Annotated in this window: 10 protein-coding genes; 5 read left to right on the top strand and 5 right to left on the bottom strand. The window is 70.8% G+C overall.

Annotation, left to right across the window (positions count from 1 at the left end; all coding sequences use genetic code 11):
* Positions 1 to 152 precede the first annotated feature (152 nt).
* Positions 153 to 512, bottom strand: a complete 360-nt coding sequence (locus tag ACH4UK_RS35900; RefSeq protein WP_398363288.1) for a tetratricopeptide repeat protein — start codon at positions 510 to 512, stop codon at positions 153 to 155.
* 146 nt (positions 513 to 658) lie between these two features.
* Here ACH4UK_RS35900 and ACH4UK_RS35895 point away from each other — a divergent pair, with 146 nt between their 5' ends.
* Complete coding sequence (locus ACH4UK_RS35895) at positions 659 to 1624, top strand: pirin family protein (RefSeq protein ID WP_398363286.1); 966 nt, start codon at positions 659 to 661, stop codon at positions 1622 to 1624.
* A gap of 565 nt (positions 1625 to 2189) precedes the next feature.
* Positions 2190 to 2972, top strand: a complete 783-nt coding sequence (locus ACH4UK_RS35890; RefSeq protein ID WP_398363285.1) for a hypothetical protein — start codon at positions 2190 to 2192, stop codon at positions 2970 to 2972.
* A gap of 131 nt (positions 2973 to 3103) precedes the next feature.
* Here ACH4UK_RS35890 and ACH4UK_RS35885 read toward each other — a convergent pair whose 3' ends face one another.
* Together ACH4UK_RS35885 and ACH4UK_RS35880 are read right to left on the bottom strand one after the other, a co-directional pair.
* On the bottom strand, positions 3104 to 3304 hold the full coding sequence (locus ACH4UK_RS35885) for a hypothetical protein (protein ID WP_398363283.1): 201 nt from the start codon (positions 3302 to 3304) through the stop codon (positions 3104 to 3106).
* Positions 3305 to 3355: 51 nt separating this feature from the next.
* Positions 3356 to 4444, bottom strand: coding sequence for an IS701 family transposase (locus tag ACH4UK_RS35880; protein WP_398363282.1), 1089 nt, complete (start codon positions 4442 to 4444; stop codon positions 3356 to 3358).
* A 689-nt stretch (positions 4445 to 5133) separates the two neighbouring features.
* Between ACH4UK_RS35880 and ACH4UK_RS35875 the strand changes: the two genes are divergently transcribed.
* Positions 5134 to 7452, top strand: coding sequence for a BTAD domain-containing putative transcriptional regulator (locus tag ACH4UK_RS35875; protein ID WP_398363280.1), 2319 nt, complete (start codon positions 5134 to 5136; stop codon positions 7450 to 7452).
* A 126-nt stretch (positions 7453 to 7578) separates the two neighbouring features.
* On the opposite strand, the gene ccrA is transcribed toward ACH4UK_RS35875, so the two are convergent.
* Positions 7579 to 8922 (bottom strand): crotonyl-CoA carboxylase/reductase, encoded by a 1344-nt coding sequence (ccrA, locus tag ACH4UK_RS35870; RefSeq protein ID WP_398363278.1) that lies wholly within the window; start codon positions 8920 to 8922, stop codon positions 7579 to 7581.
* Between the two features lie 18 nt (positions 8923 to 8940).
* On the bottom strand, positions 8941 to 10989 hold the full coding sequence (locus ACH4UK_RS35865) for an aspartate aminotransferase family protein (RefSeq protein ID WP_398363276.1): 2049 nt from the start codon (positions 10987 to 10989) through the stop codon (positions 8941 to 8943).
* 244 nt (positions 10990 to 11233) lie between these two features.
* Here ACH4UK_RS35865 and ACH4UK_RS35860 point away from each other — a divergent pair, with 244 nt between their 5' ends.
* Positions 11234 to 17668 (top strand): thioester reductase domain-containing protein, encoded by a 6435-nt coding sequence (locus ACH4UK_RS35860; protein WP_398363274.1) that lies wholly within the window; start codon positions 11234 to 11236, stop codon positions 17666 to 17668.
* A 50-nt stretch (positions 17669 to 17718) separates the two neighbouring features.
* The coding region (locus ACH4UK_RS35855) for a beta-ketoacyl synthase N-terminal-like domain-containing protein (protein WP_398363273.1) at positions 17719 to 18128 on the top strand (410 nt) is incomplete at its 3' end.

Here is an 18128-nt window from a genome sequence, read left to right as displayed (position 1 = left end):
AGCCCGGCGTAATGCGGCACTCCTGGATCCGTGCATCTCCCACCCCTTTGTCCTGGAGAACCCATTGTCCGATGCCCGTCACTGCGGGTAAAGGAGACCGGGCCCGCACCCAAGGGTGCGGGCCCGGCCGGCGGGTGCCGTGAGGCGGCAGCTCAGGAGGGGGTGGCCGTGGCGCCGGGTTCGCCGGTGAGAGCGGCGGCCATCCGCAGGTGCGGCGCGGCGTCGGCGCTTCGCCCCTGGCGCTCCAGCGTCCGGCCCAGCATCAGGCGCGCGTAACTCTCCACCGGGTCGAGCTCCAGGACGGCCCGCAGCTCCTCCTCGGCCTTTCCCAGCCGGGCGGAGTGGTAGTAGGAGCGGGCCAGCAGCAGGCGCGGCGCGACCTGCTCCGGCACCTCCTCGACGAGGCCGCCCAGGATCCGCGCGGCCGTCAGGTACTCCTTGGCCTCGAAGAACATCTGCGCCCGGTCCCACCGGTCGGCGGCGGTGCCGAACTCGTAGTAGGTCTCGCTCACGTGTCCTCCTTCGTGTGGGGCGACCGCCTCCGGGCCGCCCCGCCGTACGTTCAGCCGTGACAACACCGCACAATGGTTGAACATTCCACTAAAGTTCTGGCGTGGGACCCGGTGCTCCACGCCCCTGCGGGAATAGGTTGAGCGCCATGAGCAATCTCGATCGCCAGGCCACGCCCTCCGTCTGCGGAGGACGCGGCTTCGTCGTCGCCGAGCCCGTCCGCGAGCTTCTCGCCCCCCGCCGCGTCCAGCTCGGCGCCGGCACCGAAGTCCGCCGCCTGCTGCCCAACCTCGGCCGGCGCATGGTCGGCGCCTGGGCCTTCGTCGACCACTACGGACCCGACGACATCGCCGACGAGCCCGGAATGCAGGTCCCGCCGCACCCCCACATGGGCCTGCAGACCGTCAGCTGGCTCCACGACGGGGAGGTCCTCCACCGGGACAGCCTCGGCAGCCTGCAGACGGTACGCCCCCGCGAACTGGCCCTGATGACCTCGGGGCGGGCCATCAGCCACTCCGAGGAGAGCCCGAAGGAACACGCCCGGCTGCTGCACGGAGCGCAGCTCTGGGTGGCCCTCCCGGAAGCGCACCGCAACGTCGAACCGCACTTCCAGCACCACACGGAGCTGCCCGTCGTCACCGCCCCCGGCCTGGCCGCCACCGTCATCATGGGCGAACTGGACGGGGCGGCCTCGCCCGGCACCGCGTACACCCCGATCGTCGGCGCCGACGTGGCCCTGGCCGGTGGTTCGGAGGCCCGGCTGCCCCTGAACCCCGACTTCGAGTACGCGGTCCTGTCGATGTCGGGCGAAGCCGAGGTCGACGGCGTCCCCGTGCTGCCCGGCTCGATGCTCTACCTCGGCTGCGGCCGCACCGAACTGCCGCTGCGCGCCGTCTCGGACACGGGGCTGATGCTCCTGGGCGGCGAGCCGTTCGAGGAGGAGCTCGTGATGTTCTGGAACTTCATCGCCCGATCCGGTGAGGAGATCGTACAGGCGCGAAACGACTGGGAGAAGGGCTCGCGGTTCGGCGAGGTGCGGGGCTACGACGGTGCCCGCCTACCCGCCCCGGAACTGCCCACGACCCCGCTGAAGCCACGTGGGCGAGTGCGCTGACCTGCGGAAACCTATAGACGGTCTGGTCGTGCTTCCACTGGCGACCGCCATGCTGGGCCCCGATCCGCACTCCGTTTTGGTGCTGGGTGCTCGGGGGTCTACTGGATTCGAGAGGGGGCGCGTCGAGTCTCGCGTTTGAGCTTGTGTGTCAGGGTTCAATCGGACCGATGCTGACCTCTTGCTGACTTTCCTGACTGCCAGTCAGGTGATGGTAGAGCCATCTGCCGCCCGGATGCCGGGAGCCGGTCCCGGACGAAGTCGCTGAAGCGTGACTGGGTTCTGCAGAACCAGGCGCCGGAGTCGGCCGGCTGACCGCCGAGCCGCCGTTTGCCGAAGGTGGGAAGCTCCGCATCGGCCAGCTCTGGCGGGTGCTCACCGACGAGTCCCGATGTCGAATGAGCCCCGCCCGAGCTGACCTTCCGGGCGTGGATAGCTCGCGGCCGGGGGCGGCCGGGGACACGGACGATCCGGTCGACCGCCGGGAGGGCCTGGGGGCGGCCGATCGGAGGGATCCTGAACCGACTCATGGCCCAGGACCCCGCCGCACCTCCGCCTGCGGACGGCCATGCGCGGCATCCGTGGCCGAACCGGCTGGCCGGCACCGCGCGCCGGCCAGCTCACCGGCAGCCATCTGCTGGCCAGCATCACCCCCGGATACCGCTTCCACGCCGAACTGAGCGGCCAGTGGCAGGAGACACCCGCCGCCCGCCTCCACCACGATCCGTGCGCGGCCGCCACCTACCACGCCCTAGAAACCGCCCGCTCCACCGCCACCCGCTACCCACTGGGCGAACACCAGGCCGCGCAGGCCCACATCAACAGCCGCCTGGGCGCCGAAGCCGACCTCGACGACATCCCGGTCCGCCTGCTGTGGGCTCGCGCCGAACTGACCGTCACCGCCGAGGACCTCGCCGCAGCCACCGCCCTGGAGCGACGGTTGCACGAGGAGGCGCTGAACAAGCAGTCGCGCCGACGGCGCCAGCAGGAGGCGGAAGAACTCCACCAGACCCTGGCTGCCACCCCGACCCTGACGCTGGCCTACTGGCTCGCGAATCACCCCGAGGCAACGGGTAAAGACACTGTCGAGGCCATCAACCAGCTAGCACAGCAGATCACCGATCACGCGCCCGACAACGCCTGGGTCCAGGCCGCCCGCCTCCTGCAGACCTTCGTCGGACGGCTCGACAAGGATCAGCGTGCGAACCTCGTGGAGAGCCTGGCACAGATCATGACTCGCTACGACGAGCCCCGCCTGGCCGACGACATGCGGGCCATCGCCTCCGGCACGGCCCTCCTCAACGGACACGCATTCCACAACCCGCCAGGACCAGATACAAAGGACCGCTGAGGCAGTCCTCCCGGGCCACGCCTAACTGTATCCGCAGCCTGGCTAAGGCCCGTGCCCATGCCATCTTTGAGACTCCTCACTCAGTTGACCTTCGGCTATTTAGGGTGAGTCACGGCAGCTGTAGTTCTTGATCACGGCTGGTCGTGACGGCGATGTCGTTGCTGGTGGCAGGCGGTCGCGACGGCTTGGTGGTGACGTCTCCAGGCGGTCCAGTGCAGGACGTGGTCACGCTCGTGGGCGGGTCGGGGCAGTACGAGGACTCGTAGCAGGCGGATGAGCTCGGGGCAGGTCAGCGGGATGAGGCCGGGCTGTTCCTCGGTGGCGTCGTGCACGACGGTGGCCGTGAGGGCGAGGACGGCCGTGGCGATCAGGGAGAACAGCGATCAGCGCATCCAGGAGTTCCAGCAGGTCACCTGGCCCTGGTCGAGGCCGGTGAAGCCCTTGGCGAGCTGGAAGGTCTCCTCGATCCGCCACCTGCGGCAGATCACCTCGACCAGGGTGCCCAGGGCGACGTCGTCGGGGGAGAAGCAACGGAAGTAGGAGACCTCGCCGGTATAGCGGTGGCGCCTGGCGACCAGGACGCTCGTCCCGTTCCCGTTCCCGTTCCCGGTGTCGGGGGCGTCGTCGGGGCAGACGTCGATCCAGGCCCAGTCGTACTCCCGGGTGCCCTTGGTTCCGTGTCCGGTCGCCCGGCGCATCCACTGTTCCGGCCGCACCTTGTTGATCAGTTTGCGGGCCTCCCACCGGTGGCCCGCGCCGTCGGTGAGCCGATGGGAGGCGGGCACCGCGACCGCGTATCCCAGGCCCAGCGCCCTGATGCCGCAGCGCAGTTCGCGCCCGCAGTACACCTCGTCGCCCGCGAACCAGCGCGCGTCGATACCAGCCGCGAGTGCGTCGGCGGTCATGGACAGCGCCTGCTGCGGTTTGGTCGCGAAGGCGATCTCCTCGGGGACGCCGGTCAACTCGCGGCGTTCCTCGTCTTCGGCCCAGTCGGCCGGCAGATACAGGGCCCGGTCGATGATCACCCTGGTGGTGGATGTGACCGCCGCGAGGTGGACGGTCACCTGGCACAGACCGACACTGCCCAGCGCGCCGGAGTACTGCGGTCCCGCACCGACACAGTCGGTCGATGACTTCGCGTCCCCCGTCTCGTCGACCACCAACACCACTTGCTGGCCCGCGAGTTCACCGACCACGAGACGAGCGATCTCCTCCCGTGCCCGTACGTGGTCGAAACAGGCCCGCGACAGCAGGTGCTGCAGCCGGTGCGGACCGGGGTGCCCCAGTGCCTGGGCCAGCGTCCAGCAGTTACGGGTGTCCAGCTCCAGCAGCAGCCCCGCGACCAGCTCAGCCGCTGTCGCGCGGGCCTCACGCCGCGCGAAGCACCCCGCGATCACCCCCATCGCCGCCCCGAACATCTGGCCCCACGCCTGCTCGGCTATCGCGGCCACCGCGTCTTGATACGTCGTCACAAACGTTCATGATCACGGTGTCCGTTCCCATGCCCGGAGCCACCCCCGGCAAGACGCTGAGCAGCACAGACTTCGGAACTACAGCTGCCGTGTCAGCGCGTCGACCGGGTGCGCAGGGCCTGCCAGTTGTGGATGACGGATCACATGCGGACGACCGTAACAGTCGCCTCCGTACCACGCACGGCAGTTTTCGAGCAGTGGGGCGGGAACGAGGCGGTACGACAACTCCCGGGAGCCCTGACGATTTCCCGTCTGCGATAACAACGGGTGCGGCCTCGATTACGTGCTGGCGTCAAGGCGGGGCGTGGCGCGGTAACCCATAGGTAACCCCGCGGTGTGATTGCGGAGATCCTACAGAGACGCGAATCGGAACCGGGACCTTTGGTCCATTCGTGATCTTTGGCCGTTGAGAGGTTACTTGCAAGTATGTATGGTTGGCCCTGGCGGAAGGTGTTGGCGAGCCGCAACTCACCCCGGGATAGGGCGAGTTGAAGCGGAATAGGAAGCTCCGAAACCTGTCGTGATGGGCGAGTTCTGCGCACGGGGGATGTGTGCGGCCGTAGCGGGTAAGGCCGGCGTGGTATCGAACGGCACCGAACAGCTGCTCCCCTCCTCTCTTCGCCCTGGGTAACTCGGTGGCAGCGCCCCGTCGATCTTTGATCACCGTGGTTGACGTAGTCGGGGGAACCATGAGATTTGGTGTGCTCGGTCCGCTGGAAGTGACTTCTGACGCAGGTCCCGTTCCGTTGGGTGGCGTGAAACAGCGCGCCTTATTGGGCTACTTGCTGCTGAATGCCAATCGGGTGGTGGCGACCAGTCAGTTATTGGACGCGCTCTGGACGGACGGTGAATTGCCGCTGTCGGCGCGCAAGATTCTGCAGAACGCCGTTTCGGGCATTCGCACCGTCCTGGCGACGCACGGCACGGGCTCACCGGGCGAGGGCATCCTCGTCACGCAGGCGCCGGGCTACATGCTCTCGCTCGAGGGCGACCGGGTGGACGCGCGCCGGTTCCAGCGGCTCGCATCCGAAGGCCGTACCCGGCTGGCGGCGGGACGGCCGGTGGAGGCCGCCTCGTTGCTGGGCGAGGCGCTCTCCCTGTGGCGAGGGCCCGTACTGGCCGACCTGTCCGACGCCGGGATCGACTGGCCCGAGCTGGACGTCATCGAGAACACGCGCCTGGACGCCCTGGAGGACTACTTCGAGGCGGAGATCGCCTGCGGACGCCACCAGCAGATCCTGAGCCAGCTCGGGGAGGTCGCCAGCGGCGACAACCTCCGGGAGCGGGCCTGCGGACAGCTCATGGTGGCCCTGTACCGCAGCGGGCGGCAGGTGGACGCCCTGGAGTTCTACGGGCGCGTCAGGACCACCCTCACCCAGGAGTTCGGCCTGGAACCCGGCCGGGACCTCCAGGAACTCCAACAGGCGATCCTCACCCACGACCCCACACTCGTACGTGAACAGCCGGAGCAAGCCGCCCTCATGACGGGCGGACCGTCCGGCAGCCCGCCCGCCGGTGCGCCCGCCGGATCGGCCGGCACCGCGGCGGACCCTGGGCAGGGCGCGCGCGAGCAGCCGGAAGGCGAATGCGCCGTGCGCGCACCGGCCGTCAGTGTGCTGGCCGTGCGCTGGCATCCCCGGTCCCCGGAGTGGGCCGTGGCGGACGACCAGCACCTGAGGGAGCGGCTGGGTACGGAAGTCCTGAACTTCGGCGGAGCCGTCGCCGACGAACAGATTCCGGGGCTCGTACTCGCCCGCTTCACCGCGCTGAGGGGAGTGGAGGACTGCGCACAGCGGGCCGTATTCGCCGCGCAGGGGCTGCGCAGCACCCTCCGGTCCGCCGGGCCGCAGGCGGACGGGGGACGGCCCCGGCTGTCGGCGTGCGTGCTGACCGTCGAGGGAGACGTGCCGGGCTCGGGTCGCGGGGGCCTGAGCGTGGACACGGAACTGGCGCGGGCGTGCGAGCGGATGCTCGACGCGGTGCCCTCCGGCGAGACGCACGTGTGCCGCAGCACCCGCCGGGCCGCCGGTACCGCGGCCACGTACTTCTCCGTGGGCGGCCGGGAACCGGTGTGGCGCCTGGGCGACGTGGCCGCCGGCTCCGTGGTCCTGGAGCGAGAGACCGAACTCGACCTGCTGTGGACCTTGATGGAGCATGTCGGGAAGCGTTCCCAGCCCCACCTCGTCACGGTGCTCGGCGACCCGGGGGTGGGCAAGACACAGATGGCCATGGCCTTCGAGGAGAGCTTGCGCCAATGGCGCGCCGACGTCGAGTTCCTCATGGGCGGGTTCCGGCCCGCCTCGGAGTCGTCCGGTCCGATGGCCGTGCCCGCGGGAGTGCTCGCCTCGTACTGCGGCGAGCCCCGGCCGGGGGAGGGGCCGGAGGGGCCGGAGGGCGCCCTGGCGCGCCTGCGGAAGGCCGTCGCGCGGACCGTGGCGGACGAGGACGTCGATGAGCTCGTGGGCCTGCTCGCACCGCTCCTGTCGGAGAGCCGGGAGGGCACCGTCCCGGTCGCGGACGTCCTGGCGGCCTGGCAGACGCTGCTGGAGAGCATCGCGGACGATCACCCCGTCATCGTCGTCATGGACAACCTGGAGGACGCCGGCGAAGAGGTCCTCGACTGCATCGAGGCCCTGGCCGACACGGCGACGGCCAAACCCCTGCTGTTGATCGGGCTCGCCCGGTCCGAGCTGCTGGACCGGCGGCCCACGTGGGGAGGGGGCAGGCGCCGGGCCTCGATGATCCACCTCAACCCGTTGTCCGACGCCGCCATCGACAGCCTGTGGAGCGTCGTCCTCGCCTCCATGGACAGCGGGCTCAAGGAGTGCGTGCACCACTTCCTCGACGTCCTGCCGCCCGGTCTCCGGGCCAGTCCGTGCGTACGCCGGAGCTACATACGGATGTCCCTGCTGCTGACGCCGTGGCGCCGCACCCGGGACAGCCCCCTGCGCCCGCGCCGGTCCGCCGCGTACGAGATCCATCCGGGGATGCTGCAGATGCCCGGCTAGCCTCCGGGTAACACCCGCTCGTGCGGGCGCCACGGCGGATCCTCTGCTCCCCGAGGAAGCCCGGCCACCGTTCCTCCTGGCCGCTCCAGGAGGAACGGTGGCCGTGAGCTGCGGACGACGGCATCGTCAGCCGTCGCTCCTGCGGAAGCGGTTGATGGCGTCGAGGTGCGTGGCGCGCATCTCGTGGTCGCGGACGCCGAGGCCTTCCTCGGGGGCGAGTGCGAGGACGCCGACCTTGCCCTGGTGGAGGTTGCGGTGGACGTCGTAGGCGGCCTGGCCGGTCTCTTCCAGGGAGTAGACCTTGGAGAGGGTGGGGTGGATCTTACCCTTCGCGATCAGGCGGTTGGCTTCCCAGGCCTCGCGGTAGTTGGCGAAGTGGGAGCCGATGATCTTCTTGAGGGACATCCACAGGTAGCGGTTGTCGTACTCGTGCATGTAGCCCAAGGTGGAGGCGCAGGTGGTGATGGTGCCGCCCTTGCGGGTGACGTAGACGGAGGCGCCGAAGGTTTCGCGGCCGGGGTGCTCGAAGACGATGTCGCTGTCCTCGCCGCCGGTCAGCTCGCGGATGCGCTTGCCGAAGCGCTTCCATTCCTTCGGGTCCTGGGTGTGCTCGTCCTTCCAGAACGTGTAGCCCTCGGCGCTGCGGTCGATGATCGCGGTGGCGCCCATGGCGCGGCAGATGTCCGCCTTCTGGGCGCTGGAGACGACACAGACCGGGTTGGCGCCGCCGGCGATGGCGAACTGGGTGGCGTAGGAGCCGAGGCCGCCGCTGGCACCCCAGATGAGGACGTTGTCGCCCTGTTTCATGCCGGCGCCGTTGCGGGAGACGAGCTGGCGGTAGGCGGTGGAGTTGACCAGGCCGGGGGAGGCGGCTTCCTCCCAGCTGAGGTGGCCGGGCTTGGGCATCAGCTGGTTGGACTTGACCAGGGCGATTTCGGCGAGGCCGCCGAAGTTGGTCTCGAAGCCCCAGATGCGCTGCTCGGGGTCGAGCATGGTGTCGTTGTGGCCGTCGGAGGATTCCAGCTCGACGGAGAGGCAGTGGGCGACGACTTCGTCGCCGGGGTTCCAGGCGTTGACGCCGGGGCCGGTGCGCAGGACGACGCCGGCGAGGTCGGAGCCGATGACGTGGTACGGGAGGTCGTGGCGCTTGGTGAGCTCGGACAGGCGGCCGTAGCGCTCCAGGAAGCTGAAGGTGGAGACTGGTTCGAAGATCGAGGTCCACACCGAGTTGTAGTTGACCGAGGAGGCCATGACGGCCACCAGGGCCTCGCCCGGGCCGAGCTCGGGGACGGGGACCTGGTCCAGGTGCAGGGACTTGCGGGGGTCCTTCTCGCGGGTGGTGAGCCCGGCGAACATCTCCGCCTCGTCCTTGTGCACGGTGACCGCGCGGTACGACTCGGGGAGCGGCAGGGCTGCGAAGTCTGCGGCAGTGGCGGACTGCGACTGAATCGCGTCCAGGATGTCCTTCACAGGAGAGCCTCCGGCGGATCAGTGGCGGGGAGGCCAGGTGAACTTCTGGTCCAGGGCGGCGGCTTGGTGCAACCAGGCGAGGGGATCCGCCCCGCCGGCCCCGGCCGGGACCCCGTCCAGCACCTCCGCGAGCAGCGGATCCACCACCACCCTCTGGTGCCCGGCCCCGGCGATGGTCCGCAGGTGCTCCCGGAGGGCGTCCAGCGCGCCTGCCGCCGCCATGCCCCGTACCGACCCGGCGGACAGCAGCAGCGGATAGATCACGACCTGCACCTCCTCGCCCTCCGGGGAGACGCAGGCAGCGGGCGCGAGCGGCGTCATCGCCGGGGCCGGGGCCCAGCGGGCCACGAGACCCTCCAGGGCCTCGTCCTCCAGGACGGCGAGCGAGGGGTCGATGCCGCGCAGCGCCGCCACGTCGGCCAGGTGACCGACGTACGCCACCGTGGTGGACGGGTCCACCTCGGCGGCCGGCGCGGCAGGCACGCCGAAGTCCCTGGCCTCGTCGTCGGCGACGGCCTGCGGGGTTCCGGTGAGGAACTGCACGAGGTGTACCGCGTCCTGCGCGCGAAGGATCCCGGCCAGGGTGCGCAGCGCCGCCTCCAGCCGGTCGATCTCCGCGTCGGTGACGTACACGGACGGCTGGAAGCGGAGGGTGCTGGTGGCGCTGGCCGTCGGCAGGACCCGGATGCCGTGCCGGTGCAGGAGGTAGCCCGCAAGGGCGTAACCGAAGGTGCCGGCGAGGAAGCGGTCGCGGATGACGGCGGAGGCCGCAGCGGACTGGTCGGCGAACTCCAGCCCCGTGAACAGGCCCGTGCCCCGCACATCGGCCACGACGTCCGGGAAGTCCGACTGCACCCGGCGCAGCATGCCCAGCAGCCGCTCGCCGCGCTCCGACGCGAGCCGGTACGCCCGGCCGTCGTCCGCTTCGAGCATGTCCAGCACCTTCAGGGCAACCGCCGAGGAGAAACTGTCCTTGGCGAAGGTCGAGCTGTGCAGCAGCTCGAATTCCCGGCGGTACCGGGATTCGCGTACGAGCACCACCGCCGTTTTCGTGATACCGCCACTGAGGCTCTTCGCGAGCGCGTAGAAGTCACCGTGCAGATCGATGTGTGAACTGGCGAAGAACGCTCCCGTGCGCCCCACTCCCGTCTGGATCTCGTCCACGACGATCGAGCAGTCGATCTCGCCGCACACGTCCTGGATGACCCGCGCGAACTCCTTCGTCAGGACGCGCACACCGCCCTCGCCCTGAATCGGTTCGAGGAGGAATGCGGTGAACACCGGGAATTCCCGCTCGCGGAGCGATATGACGCCGTCCGCGATCACCGGCTCCAGCAGGACGGCCCGCTCCGCATTCACCGTCTCCCGCAGGGCCTGCGCGTCACCGACCGGGACGAAACGGCACTGGGCTGCGAGCCCCTGGAACGGAGTACGGAAATCGGGGTTGTGGGTGAGCTGCACACTGCCCATGAGCTTGCCGTGGAAACCGCCCTGCAGGGCGAGGAAGAGCGGCGGCCGCCCCAGGGTCTGCGCGTTGGCGTCCGCCGCCCGCGCCAGCAGGGAGTCCAGCTCCTCGCCGCCGGCGACGGGCGTGCCCGCCGCACCGGCCGCCGTTACCGCCTCTGTGCTCTGCTCCAGCTCGCCCAGCAGGCCGCGCAGCCGCAGGACGCGGTCGAGTTCGGCGTGCTTGACCGCCACCTCGATCGCCTCGGCGCCGCTGTTGGCGAACGTGCACGAGTAGGTCTGGTCCGGCTCCAGTTCACGGCGCGCGATCGCGTTCAGCCGGGCCGCCACCTCGCTCGCCACGGGCTGCTGCGAGAACTGCGACAGGATCGGCGTCCGTGACTCGAGATGCGCCATGGCGGCCGCCACGATGCCCGGGTGGTGATGACCGAAGATCAGCGACCCGTATCCCCCCACCATGTCGAGTACGGGAACTTCCGTACCGTCGGCTTCCTGGCGGATCAGCGTGTTTCCCTGTGCGCGGGAATACTTGACGTCAATCCCGAAAGTGCCCAGCACGTTCCGCAGGAAGGGTTCGGCGAGTTCAGGGGGAGTGGATGTCATGACGCCCTCTCGGGAAATGAACACGGTCCGGCCGTGCAAGCCGGTACAGCAGACTACGGACGTCCCGCCAAAAGGCAGTAATGCTGCACCCATCGGCTGCTAACCGCGCAGTAACCCCTCGCGGTTCGCTGCAAGTTACTGGCGATGGGATACGTTCGGCCGGAATCCGGACTCTCACGCTCGCACAAAATGTGGCCAGCGGTGGCCGGATACTCACCACGTCGTACGGAGGAGTTTCCGCCATATGGCCACGCAAGAAGAGCTCGTCGACTACTTGAAGTGGGTGACGGCCGACCTTCAGAAGACCCGCCAGCGGGTCAAGGAGCTGGAGGAGGTCAAGGACGAGCCGGTGGCCATCGTCGGCATGGCGTGCCGGCTCCCCGGCGGCGTCGCGGGACCCGAGGACCTGTGGCAGCTCGTCGCCGACGGCCGCGACGCCGTCTCCGGCCTGCCGACCGACCGCGGCTGGGACCTCGACGGCCGCTTCGACGCCGACCCGGACAGCGCGGGCAAGGCCTACGCCCGCGAAGGCGGGTTCCTCGACGGCGCCACGGACTTCGACGCCGGCTTCTTCGGGATATCCGACCGGGAAGCCACCGCGATGGATCCCCAGCAGCGCCTCCTGCTGGAAGTCGGCTGGGAGGCCCTCGAACGGGCCGGCATCGACCCGGCCGGTCTGCGCGGGGGCCGCACCGGGGTGTTCGTGGGAGTCGCCGGGCAGAGCTACATCGCGGTGGACGGCTGGCCCGAGGAACTGGAGGGCTACCTCATGACGGGAGCCCTCGGCGCCGTCGCCTCCGGCCGCATCTCCTACGCCCTGGGCCTCCAGGGGCCCGCCCTCACCGTGGACACCGCCTGCTCCTCGTCGCTCGTCGCCCTGCACCTGGGCGTGCACGCACTCCGCCGCGGAGAATGCGGCCTCGCCCTCGTCGGCGGCGCCACCGTCGCCGGCACCATGATCGGGCAGGTGGACTTCTCCCGGCAGCGCGGACTCGCGAGGGACGGCCGGTGCAAGCCCTTCGCCGCGGAGGCGGACGGACTCGGGTGGGGCGAGGGCGTTGGCGTGCTCGTCCTGGAGAAACTCTCCGACGCCCGGCGCAACGGCCACGAGGTCCTGGCCGTGGTCCGTGGTTCGGCCGTCAACCAGGACGGCGCGTCCAACGGACTGACGGCACCCAGCGGCCCGGCGCAGCAGCAGGTCATCCAACAGGCCCTGGAGGACGCCCGGCTGACCCCCTCCGACGTGGACGCCGTCGAAGCCCACGGCACCGGCACCAAACTCGGCGACCCCATCGAAGCGCAGGCACTCCTCGCCGTGTACGGCAGGCACCGGGCCTTCGGCGAGCCGCTCTGGCTCGGCTCGGTGAAGTCGAACATCGGCCACGCCATGGCGGCCGCCGGAGTGGCCGGCGTCATCAAGACCGTCGAGGCACTGCGCCGGGGCGTCCTGCCGAAGAGCCTCCACTGCGCGACACCCACCCCTCTGGTGGACTGGAACAGCGGCGGCGTCGAACTGCTCCAGGAATCCCGTGCGTGGCCGGACACCGGTGCGCCCCGCCGGGCCGCGGTCTCCGGCTTCGGGGTGAGCGGAACCAACGCCCACGTCATCCTCGAACAGGCACCGTCCGCCGACGCACCGTCCGCCGACGCACCGTCCGCCGACGCACCGGCGGACGAGGACCGGGCCGCGCACCCGCCCCGGCAGCACGGGCCCGTTCCCGCTCTGCTGTCCGCCGCGGGCCCGGACGCCCTGCGCGCCCAGGCCCAGCGCCTGTACGACCACCTCGAAGCCGACCCGCACACGAGCCTCCTCGACATCGGCTTCTCCCTCGCCACCACCCGGTCGGCCCTGAAACACCGCGCCGCCGTCGTCGCCGAGGACCGCGAAACACTCCTCGAAGGCCTGCGCGCCCTGGCGGACGGAACCTCACGTGGCCTCCAGGGCACCGCGGAGGGCCGGCCCGTCACCGCGTACCTCTTCAGCGGCCAAGGCGCCCAGTACGCGGGCATGGGCCGGGAACTCTGCGCCCGCTTCCCCGCGTTCCGCACCGCCTTCGAAGAGGTCTGCGCCGCTTTCGACCCGTACCTCGACCGGCCGCTGCGCGACGTGGCCTTCGAGGACGGCGACCTCATCCTGCGGGCCCGCTACGGCCAGCCCGCCATGTTCGCCTTCCAGACGGCCCTGCACCGGCTCCTCGCCCACCTGGGGGTGCGGCCCGACTTCGTCACCGGCCACTCCCTCGGCGAACTCTCCGCCGCCCACGCCGCCGGCGTCCTGGCCCTGGACGACGCGGTCGCACTCGTCGCCGCGCGCGGCAGGCTGATGGGCGAACTTCCCACCGGCGGAGCGATGATCGCCCTCCAGGCGAGCGAAGCCGAAGTGCGCGCGCTGCTGCGCGGCCGGGAAGCACTCGTCAGCCTCGCCGCCCTCAACTCCGGCAGCTCCGTGGTCGTCTCGGGCGACGAGCAGGCCGCGCTCGACATCGCGGACACCCTCGCCGCCCGCGGCCGCAAGACGAAACGCCTGACTACCACGCACGCCGGCCACTCACCGAAGATCGACGGGATGCTCGCGCAGTACCGGAGCGTCGCCGAAGGGCTCACCTACCACGAGCCCGCCCTCGGCTTCGTCTCCACCGTCACCGGACGACGCGTCGACGGGTCCGTGGTCGCCACACCGGAGTACTGGGTCCGCAACGTACGGGAGACGGTCCGCTTCGGCGACGCGGTCGAATCGCTGCGGGAGGCCGGGACGACCACCTTCGTCGAGCTCGGCATCGACGCCGTGCTCACCCCGCTCGTCGAGGACGCCACCGCGGTCCCCCTGCTGCGCCGCAAGTTCCCCGACGTCACGACCCTGGTCACCGCCCTGGCCACGCTGCACAACCGGGGCCTGGACGTCGACTGGGCGCGCTTCTACGCGGATTCGGGTGCCGCCCGGGTCGAACTGCCCACCTACGCCTTCCAGCCGCGGAGGTTCTGGCTCGACGCGAGCCGCAGCACCACCGACATCGGCTCCCTGGGCCTCGCCGCCGCCGAGCACCCCCTCCTCGGCGCGGCCGTCCCCCTCGCCGGCTCCGACAGCGTCCTGTTCACCGCCCGCATCTCCCTGCGCTCGCATCCCTGGCTCGCCGGACAGCGCGCCTCGGGCGTGCCCGTCGTCCCGGACTCCGCCCTCGTGGAGAGCGCCGTCCGGGCCGGCGACGAAGTCGGCTGCACGGTCCTGGACCGGCTGACGGTCGACGTCCCCCTCACCCTGCCCGCCGAAGGCGCCGCCGACCTCCAGGTCCTGGTCGCCGGACCGGACGGACAGGGCCGCCGGGCCGTCAGCATCCACTCCCGGCCGCACGGCAGCGAAGGAGGCTGGACGCAACACGCCACCGGCCTCCTCAGCATCACCGGCGGAGAGCGGCCCTTCGACCTCACGACCTGGCCCCCGGAAGGCGCCGACCCCCTCGACCTGCCCGGTGCGGCCTGGGCGGGGCGGCGCGGCGACGAGCTCTTCGCCACGCTCGAACTGCCCGAGGACGCCCACGCCGACGCCCGGCTCTTCGGCATCCACCCCGTCCTGCTCGACGCCGCCGCCCGCCTGGGGACCGCCGACACCGTCACCGGGGCCCAGTGGCACGGCGTCCGCCTGCACGCCTCCGGTTCACCCGCGGTACGGGCCCACCTGGCCCCGGCGGCCGAAGGCGGCGCCACCCTGCGCCTCGCCGACGCCGCCGGGAAGCCCGTGCTGAGCGTGCGCTCCCTCACCTTCGCGGACCTCGGCGCCGCCCCAGCGGAACCGGACGGCCACCGCACGCACGACAGCCTGTTCCACATCGGCTGGACCCCCCTCGCCCGGCCCGAGGAGAGCAGCGCACTGCGCTGGGCCGCCCTGGGCCGGGAGGCCTGCGCGACGCTGCCGGACGCACCCCGCGCCGAGACCGTCGCCGACCTGCCCGCAGGCGGCCCGGACCTGGACGCCGTACTCCTGGAGGTCGGCCCGGGCAGCGGCGGCGACCCCGTCACCACGGCCCGGAACGCCACCACCCGTGTCCTCGGCGTCCTGCAGGAATGGCTCGCCGACGACCGGACGGCCGCCGTCAAGCTGGTCGTACTCACGCGGGGCGCCCAGTCCCTGGGCGGCTCCGCACCCGACGCGGGCATCGCATCCGTATGGGGCCTCGTACGGTCCGCCCAGGAGGAGAACCCCGGCCGCATCGTCCTCGTCGACGCGCCGCCCGCCGAGCAGGACCTGACCCCCGTACTGTCCGCGGCGGCGCTCTCCGACGAGCCCCAACTGGGCGTACGGGACGGTCAGGCCTACCTCCCCCGCCTCGTACGGGCCCGGCCGCGGCCCACGGCGACGGCGACGGCGATGGCGCCGGCGTCGGCGACGGGCGAGGGAACCGTGCTCGTCACGGGCGGCACCGGATCTCTAGGCGCCCTCGTCGCCCGACACCTGGTCACCAAGCACCAGGCCCGGCACCTGCTCCTGCTCAGCAGGAGCGGCCCCGCCGCGGAGGGAGCCGACGCCCTGCGCGCGGAGCTGACCCGCCTGGGCGCCCACGAGGTCACGATCCTCGGCTGCGACGTCGCCGACCGGAAGGACCTGGCGGCGGCACTGGCCCTGATACCCGCCGAACACCCGCTGACCGCGGTGATCCACACCGCGGGCGCCGTCGAGGACGGCGTCATCTCCGCGCTCGACGCCGAACGCCTCACGAAGGTGATGCGACCGAAGGCCGAGGCGGCCTGGCACCTCCACGAGCTCACCCGCGACCTGGACCTCTCGGCCTTCGTCCTGTTCTCGTCCATCGCGGGCGTCCTCGGCAGCCCGGGCCAGGGAAACTACGCCGCCGCCAACGTCTTCCTGGACGCCCTCGCCGAACTCCGCGCCGTAGCGGGCCTGCCCGCCACTTCCGTGGCCTGGGGGCTGTGGTCCCAGGCCAGCGGCATGCTCGGCCACCTCGGCCCGCAGGACCTGCAACGCATCGCCGACAGCGGGTTCCCCGCCATCGCCGCCGCCGACGGCCTGCGGATGCTCGACGCCGCACTGGACCTCGGTGCGCCCACCGTCGTCGCCACCCCCGTGGACCTTCCCCGGCTGCGCGAACGCCGCGGAACCGCCGCCATGCCGCTGCTGCGCACCTTGGTCCGCAGGCCGTGGCGCCCCGCCGTGCGCACGGGCGCCACGGTGGTGGAATCGCTGGAACGGCACCTCGAAACCCTCCCTGCCGCCGACCGCAGGCCCTTCGTGCTCGCATGGGTGCGCTCCGAGGTCGCCGCCACCGTCGGCCGCGGATCGGGGGAGGACATCGGCGAGGACCAGGCGTTCGCGGAGCTCGGCTTCGACTCCCTCATGTCGGTCGTCCTCAGGAACCGGGTGGCCACCGCGGTGACCGGCGCCCTGCCGGCGTCACTGGTCTTCGACCACCCCACTCCCGGCCACCTCACGGACTACCTCCTCACGAGGTCGACCGAACAGGTCGACTTCACGGCCGAGGTCCGGCTCGCGGACGACATCCGCCCGGCCGGCGAGACCGTACGGAGCGCACCCGAACCGGAACACGTACTGATCACCGGTACGACCGGATTCCTCGGCGCGTACCTGCTGCGCCGGATCCTGGAGACGACACGGGCGACCGTCCACTGCCTCGTCCGCGGTGACGACCAGGACCACGCACGCGCGCGCCTGAAGGCGAACCTGGAGTGGTACGGCGTCTGGGACCGGATCGACCACACCAGGGTCGTCGTGGTCGAGGGCGACCTCGCCAAGCCGGGACTCGGGCTCGACCCCGCGCGCTACGAGGAACTGGCCCGCAGTGCCGACGTCGTCTACCATGCGGGCGCCGAGGTCAACTGGGTGCGTCCGTACGCCTCGCTCAAGGCCGCCAACGTGTCCGGCACCGAGGAACTGCTGCGGCTGGCCGCGGCGCACCGCACCGTGCCGTTGCACTACGTGTCCACCACCGGTGTCTTCCTGGCCGGGGACACCGAGGACCGGCCCCTGGAGGCGGACGGCGTCACCGGCCCCGCCGAGAACCTGTCCAACGGCTACCGCCAGAGCAAGTGGGTGGCCGAAGGACTCCTCGGCGTGGCGAGGCAGCGCGGCCTGCCGGTGACGGTCCACCGCGTCGACCTCATCGCGGGGGACCGGGAGAACGGGGCCTGCCAGACACAGGACTTCGTCTGGCTCAGCGTCAAGGGCATCCTGCAGGCCGGCACCGCACCCAAGGACCTCCCCGTGTCCTTCCACATGATGCCGGTGGACTACGTCAGCGCGGCGATCGTGGAGGTGTCGCGCAGGGAGCACGCTGCCGTACCCGTCTTCCAGTACTACAACGACGACAGCGTCACCTTCGAAGACCTCGTCGACGTCCTGCGCTCCTTCGGGTACGCCGTGGATTCCGTCGCCCTGACGGACTGGATCGCAGCGGTCAAATCGGATCCGGACAACGCCATCGCCTCACTGCTGGACAACTACGAGCACGCGCAGTCGGGCGACGGCTTCGTCGAGATCTACCCCCGGATCGACACCAGCGGGACGGCGAAGGCCCTGGAGGGCAGCGGCATCGTCTGCCCCCGGCTCACGCCGGAACTCCTGCGGACCTACGTGAGCTTCTTCGTCCGCAGCGGCTACTTCCCGGCGCTCCCGGAGCACCGGGAAGCCGGTCCCGCTCGACGTCCCTGACCCCTCCTTCCGCCGTGAGCGCCGAAGCTCAGTGACCAGTGGAGTCTGACATGACCGCCAACACCGTCTCGGACGTCGAACTCGTCGATGCCCTGCGGTCCGCGTTGAAGAACAACGAACAACTCGCCAGAGAACGGGACGAGTTGACGGCCGCAGCCCATGAGCCGATTGCGATCGTGGGTGCGGGGTGCAGGTATCCGGGCGGGGTGGAGTCGCCCGAGGGTTTGTGGGATCTGGTCGTGGGGGGTGTGGACGCGATCGGTGAGTTCCCGGGGGACCGGGGCTGGGACGTGGCGGATCTGTACGATCCGGATCCGGAGGCTTCGGGGAAGTCGTACACGCGTCGTGGGGGTTTCCTGTATGGGGCCGCCGGTTTCGATGCGGGGTTCTTCGGGATTTCGCCGCGTGAGGCGCTGGCGATGGATCCGCAGCAGCGGCTGGTGCTGGAGACCTCGTGGGA

The organism is Streptomyces sp. NPDC020884 (assembly GCF_044333935.1).
Taxonomy (GTDB): Bacteria; Actinomycetota; Actinomycetes; order Streptomycetales; family Streptomycetaceae; genus Streptomyces.
Note: the sequence above shows the minus strand (reverse complement) of the source record. Positions and strands in the feature narration are given on the sequence as shown.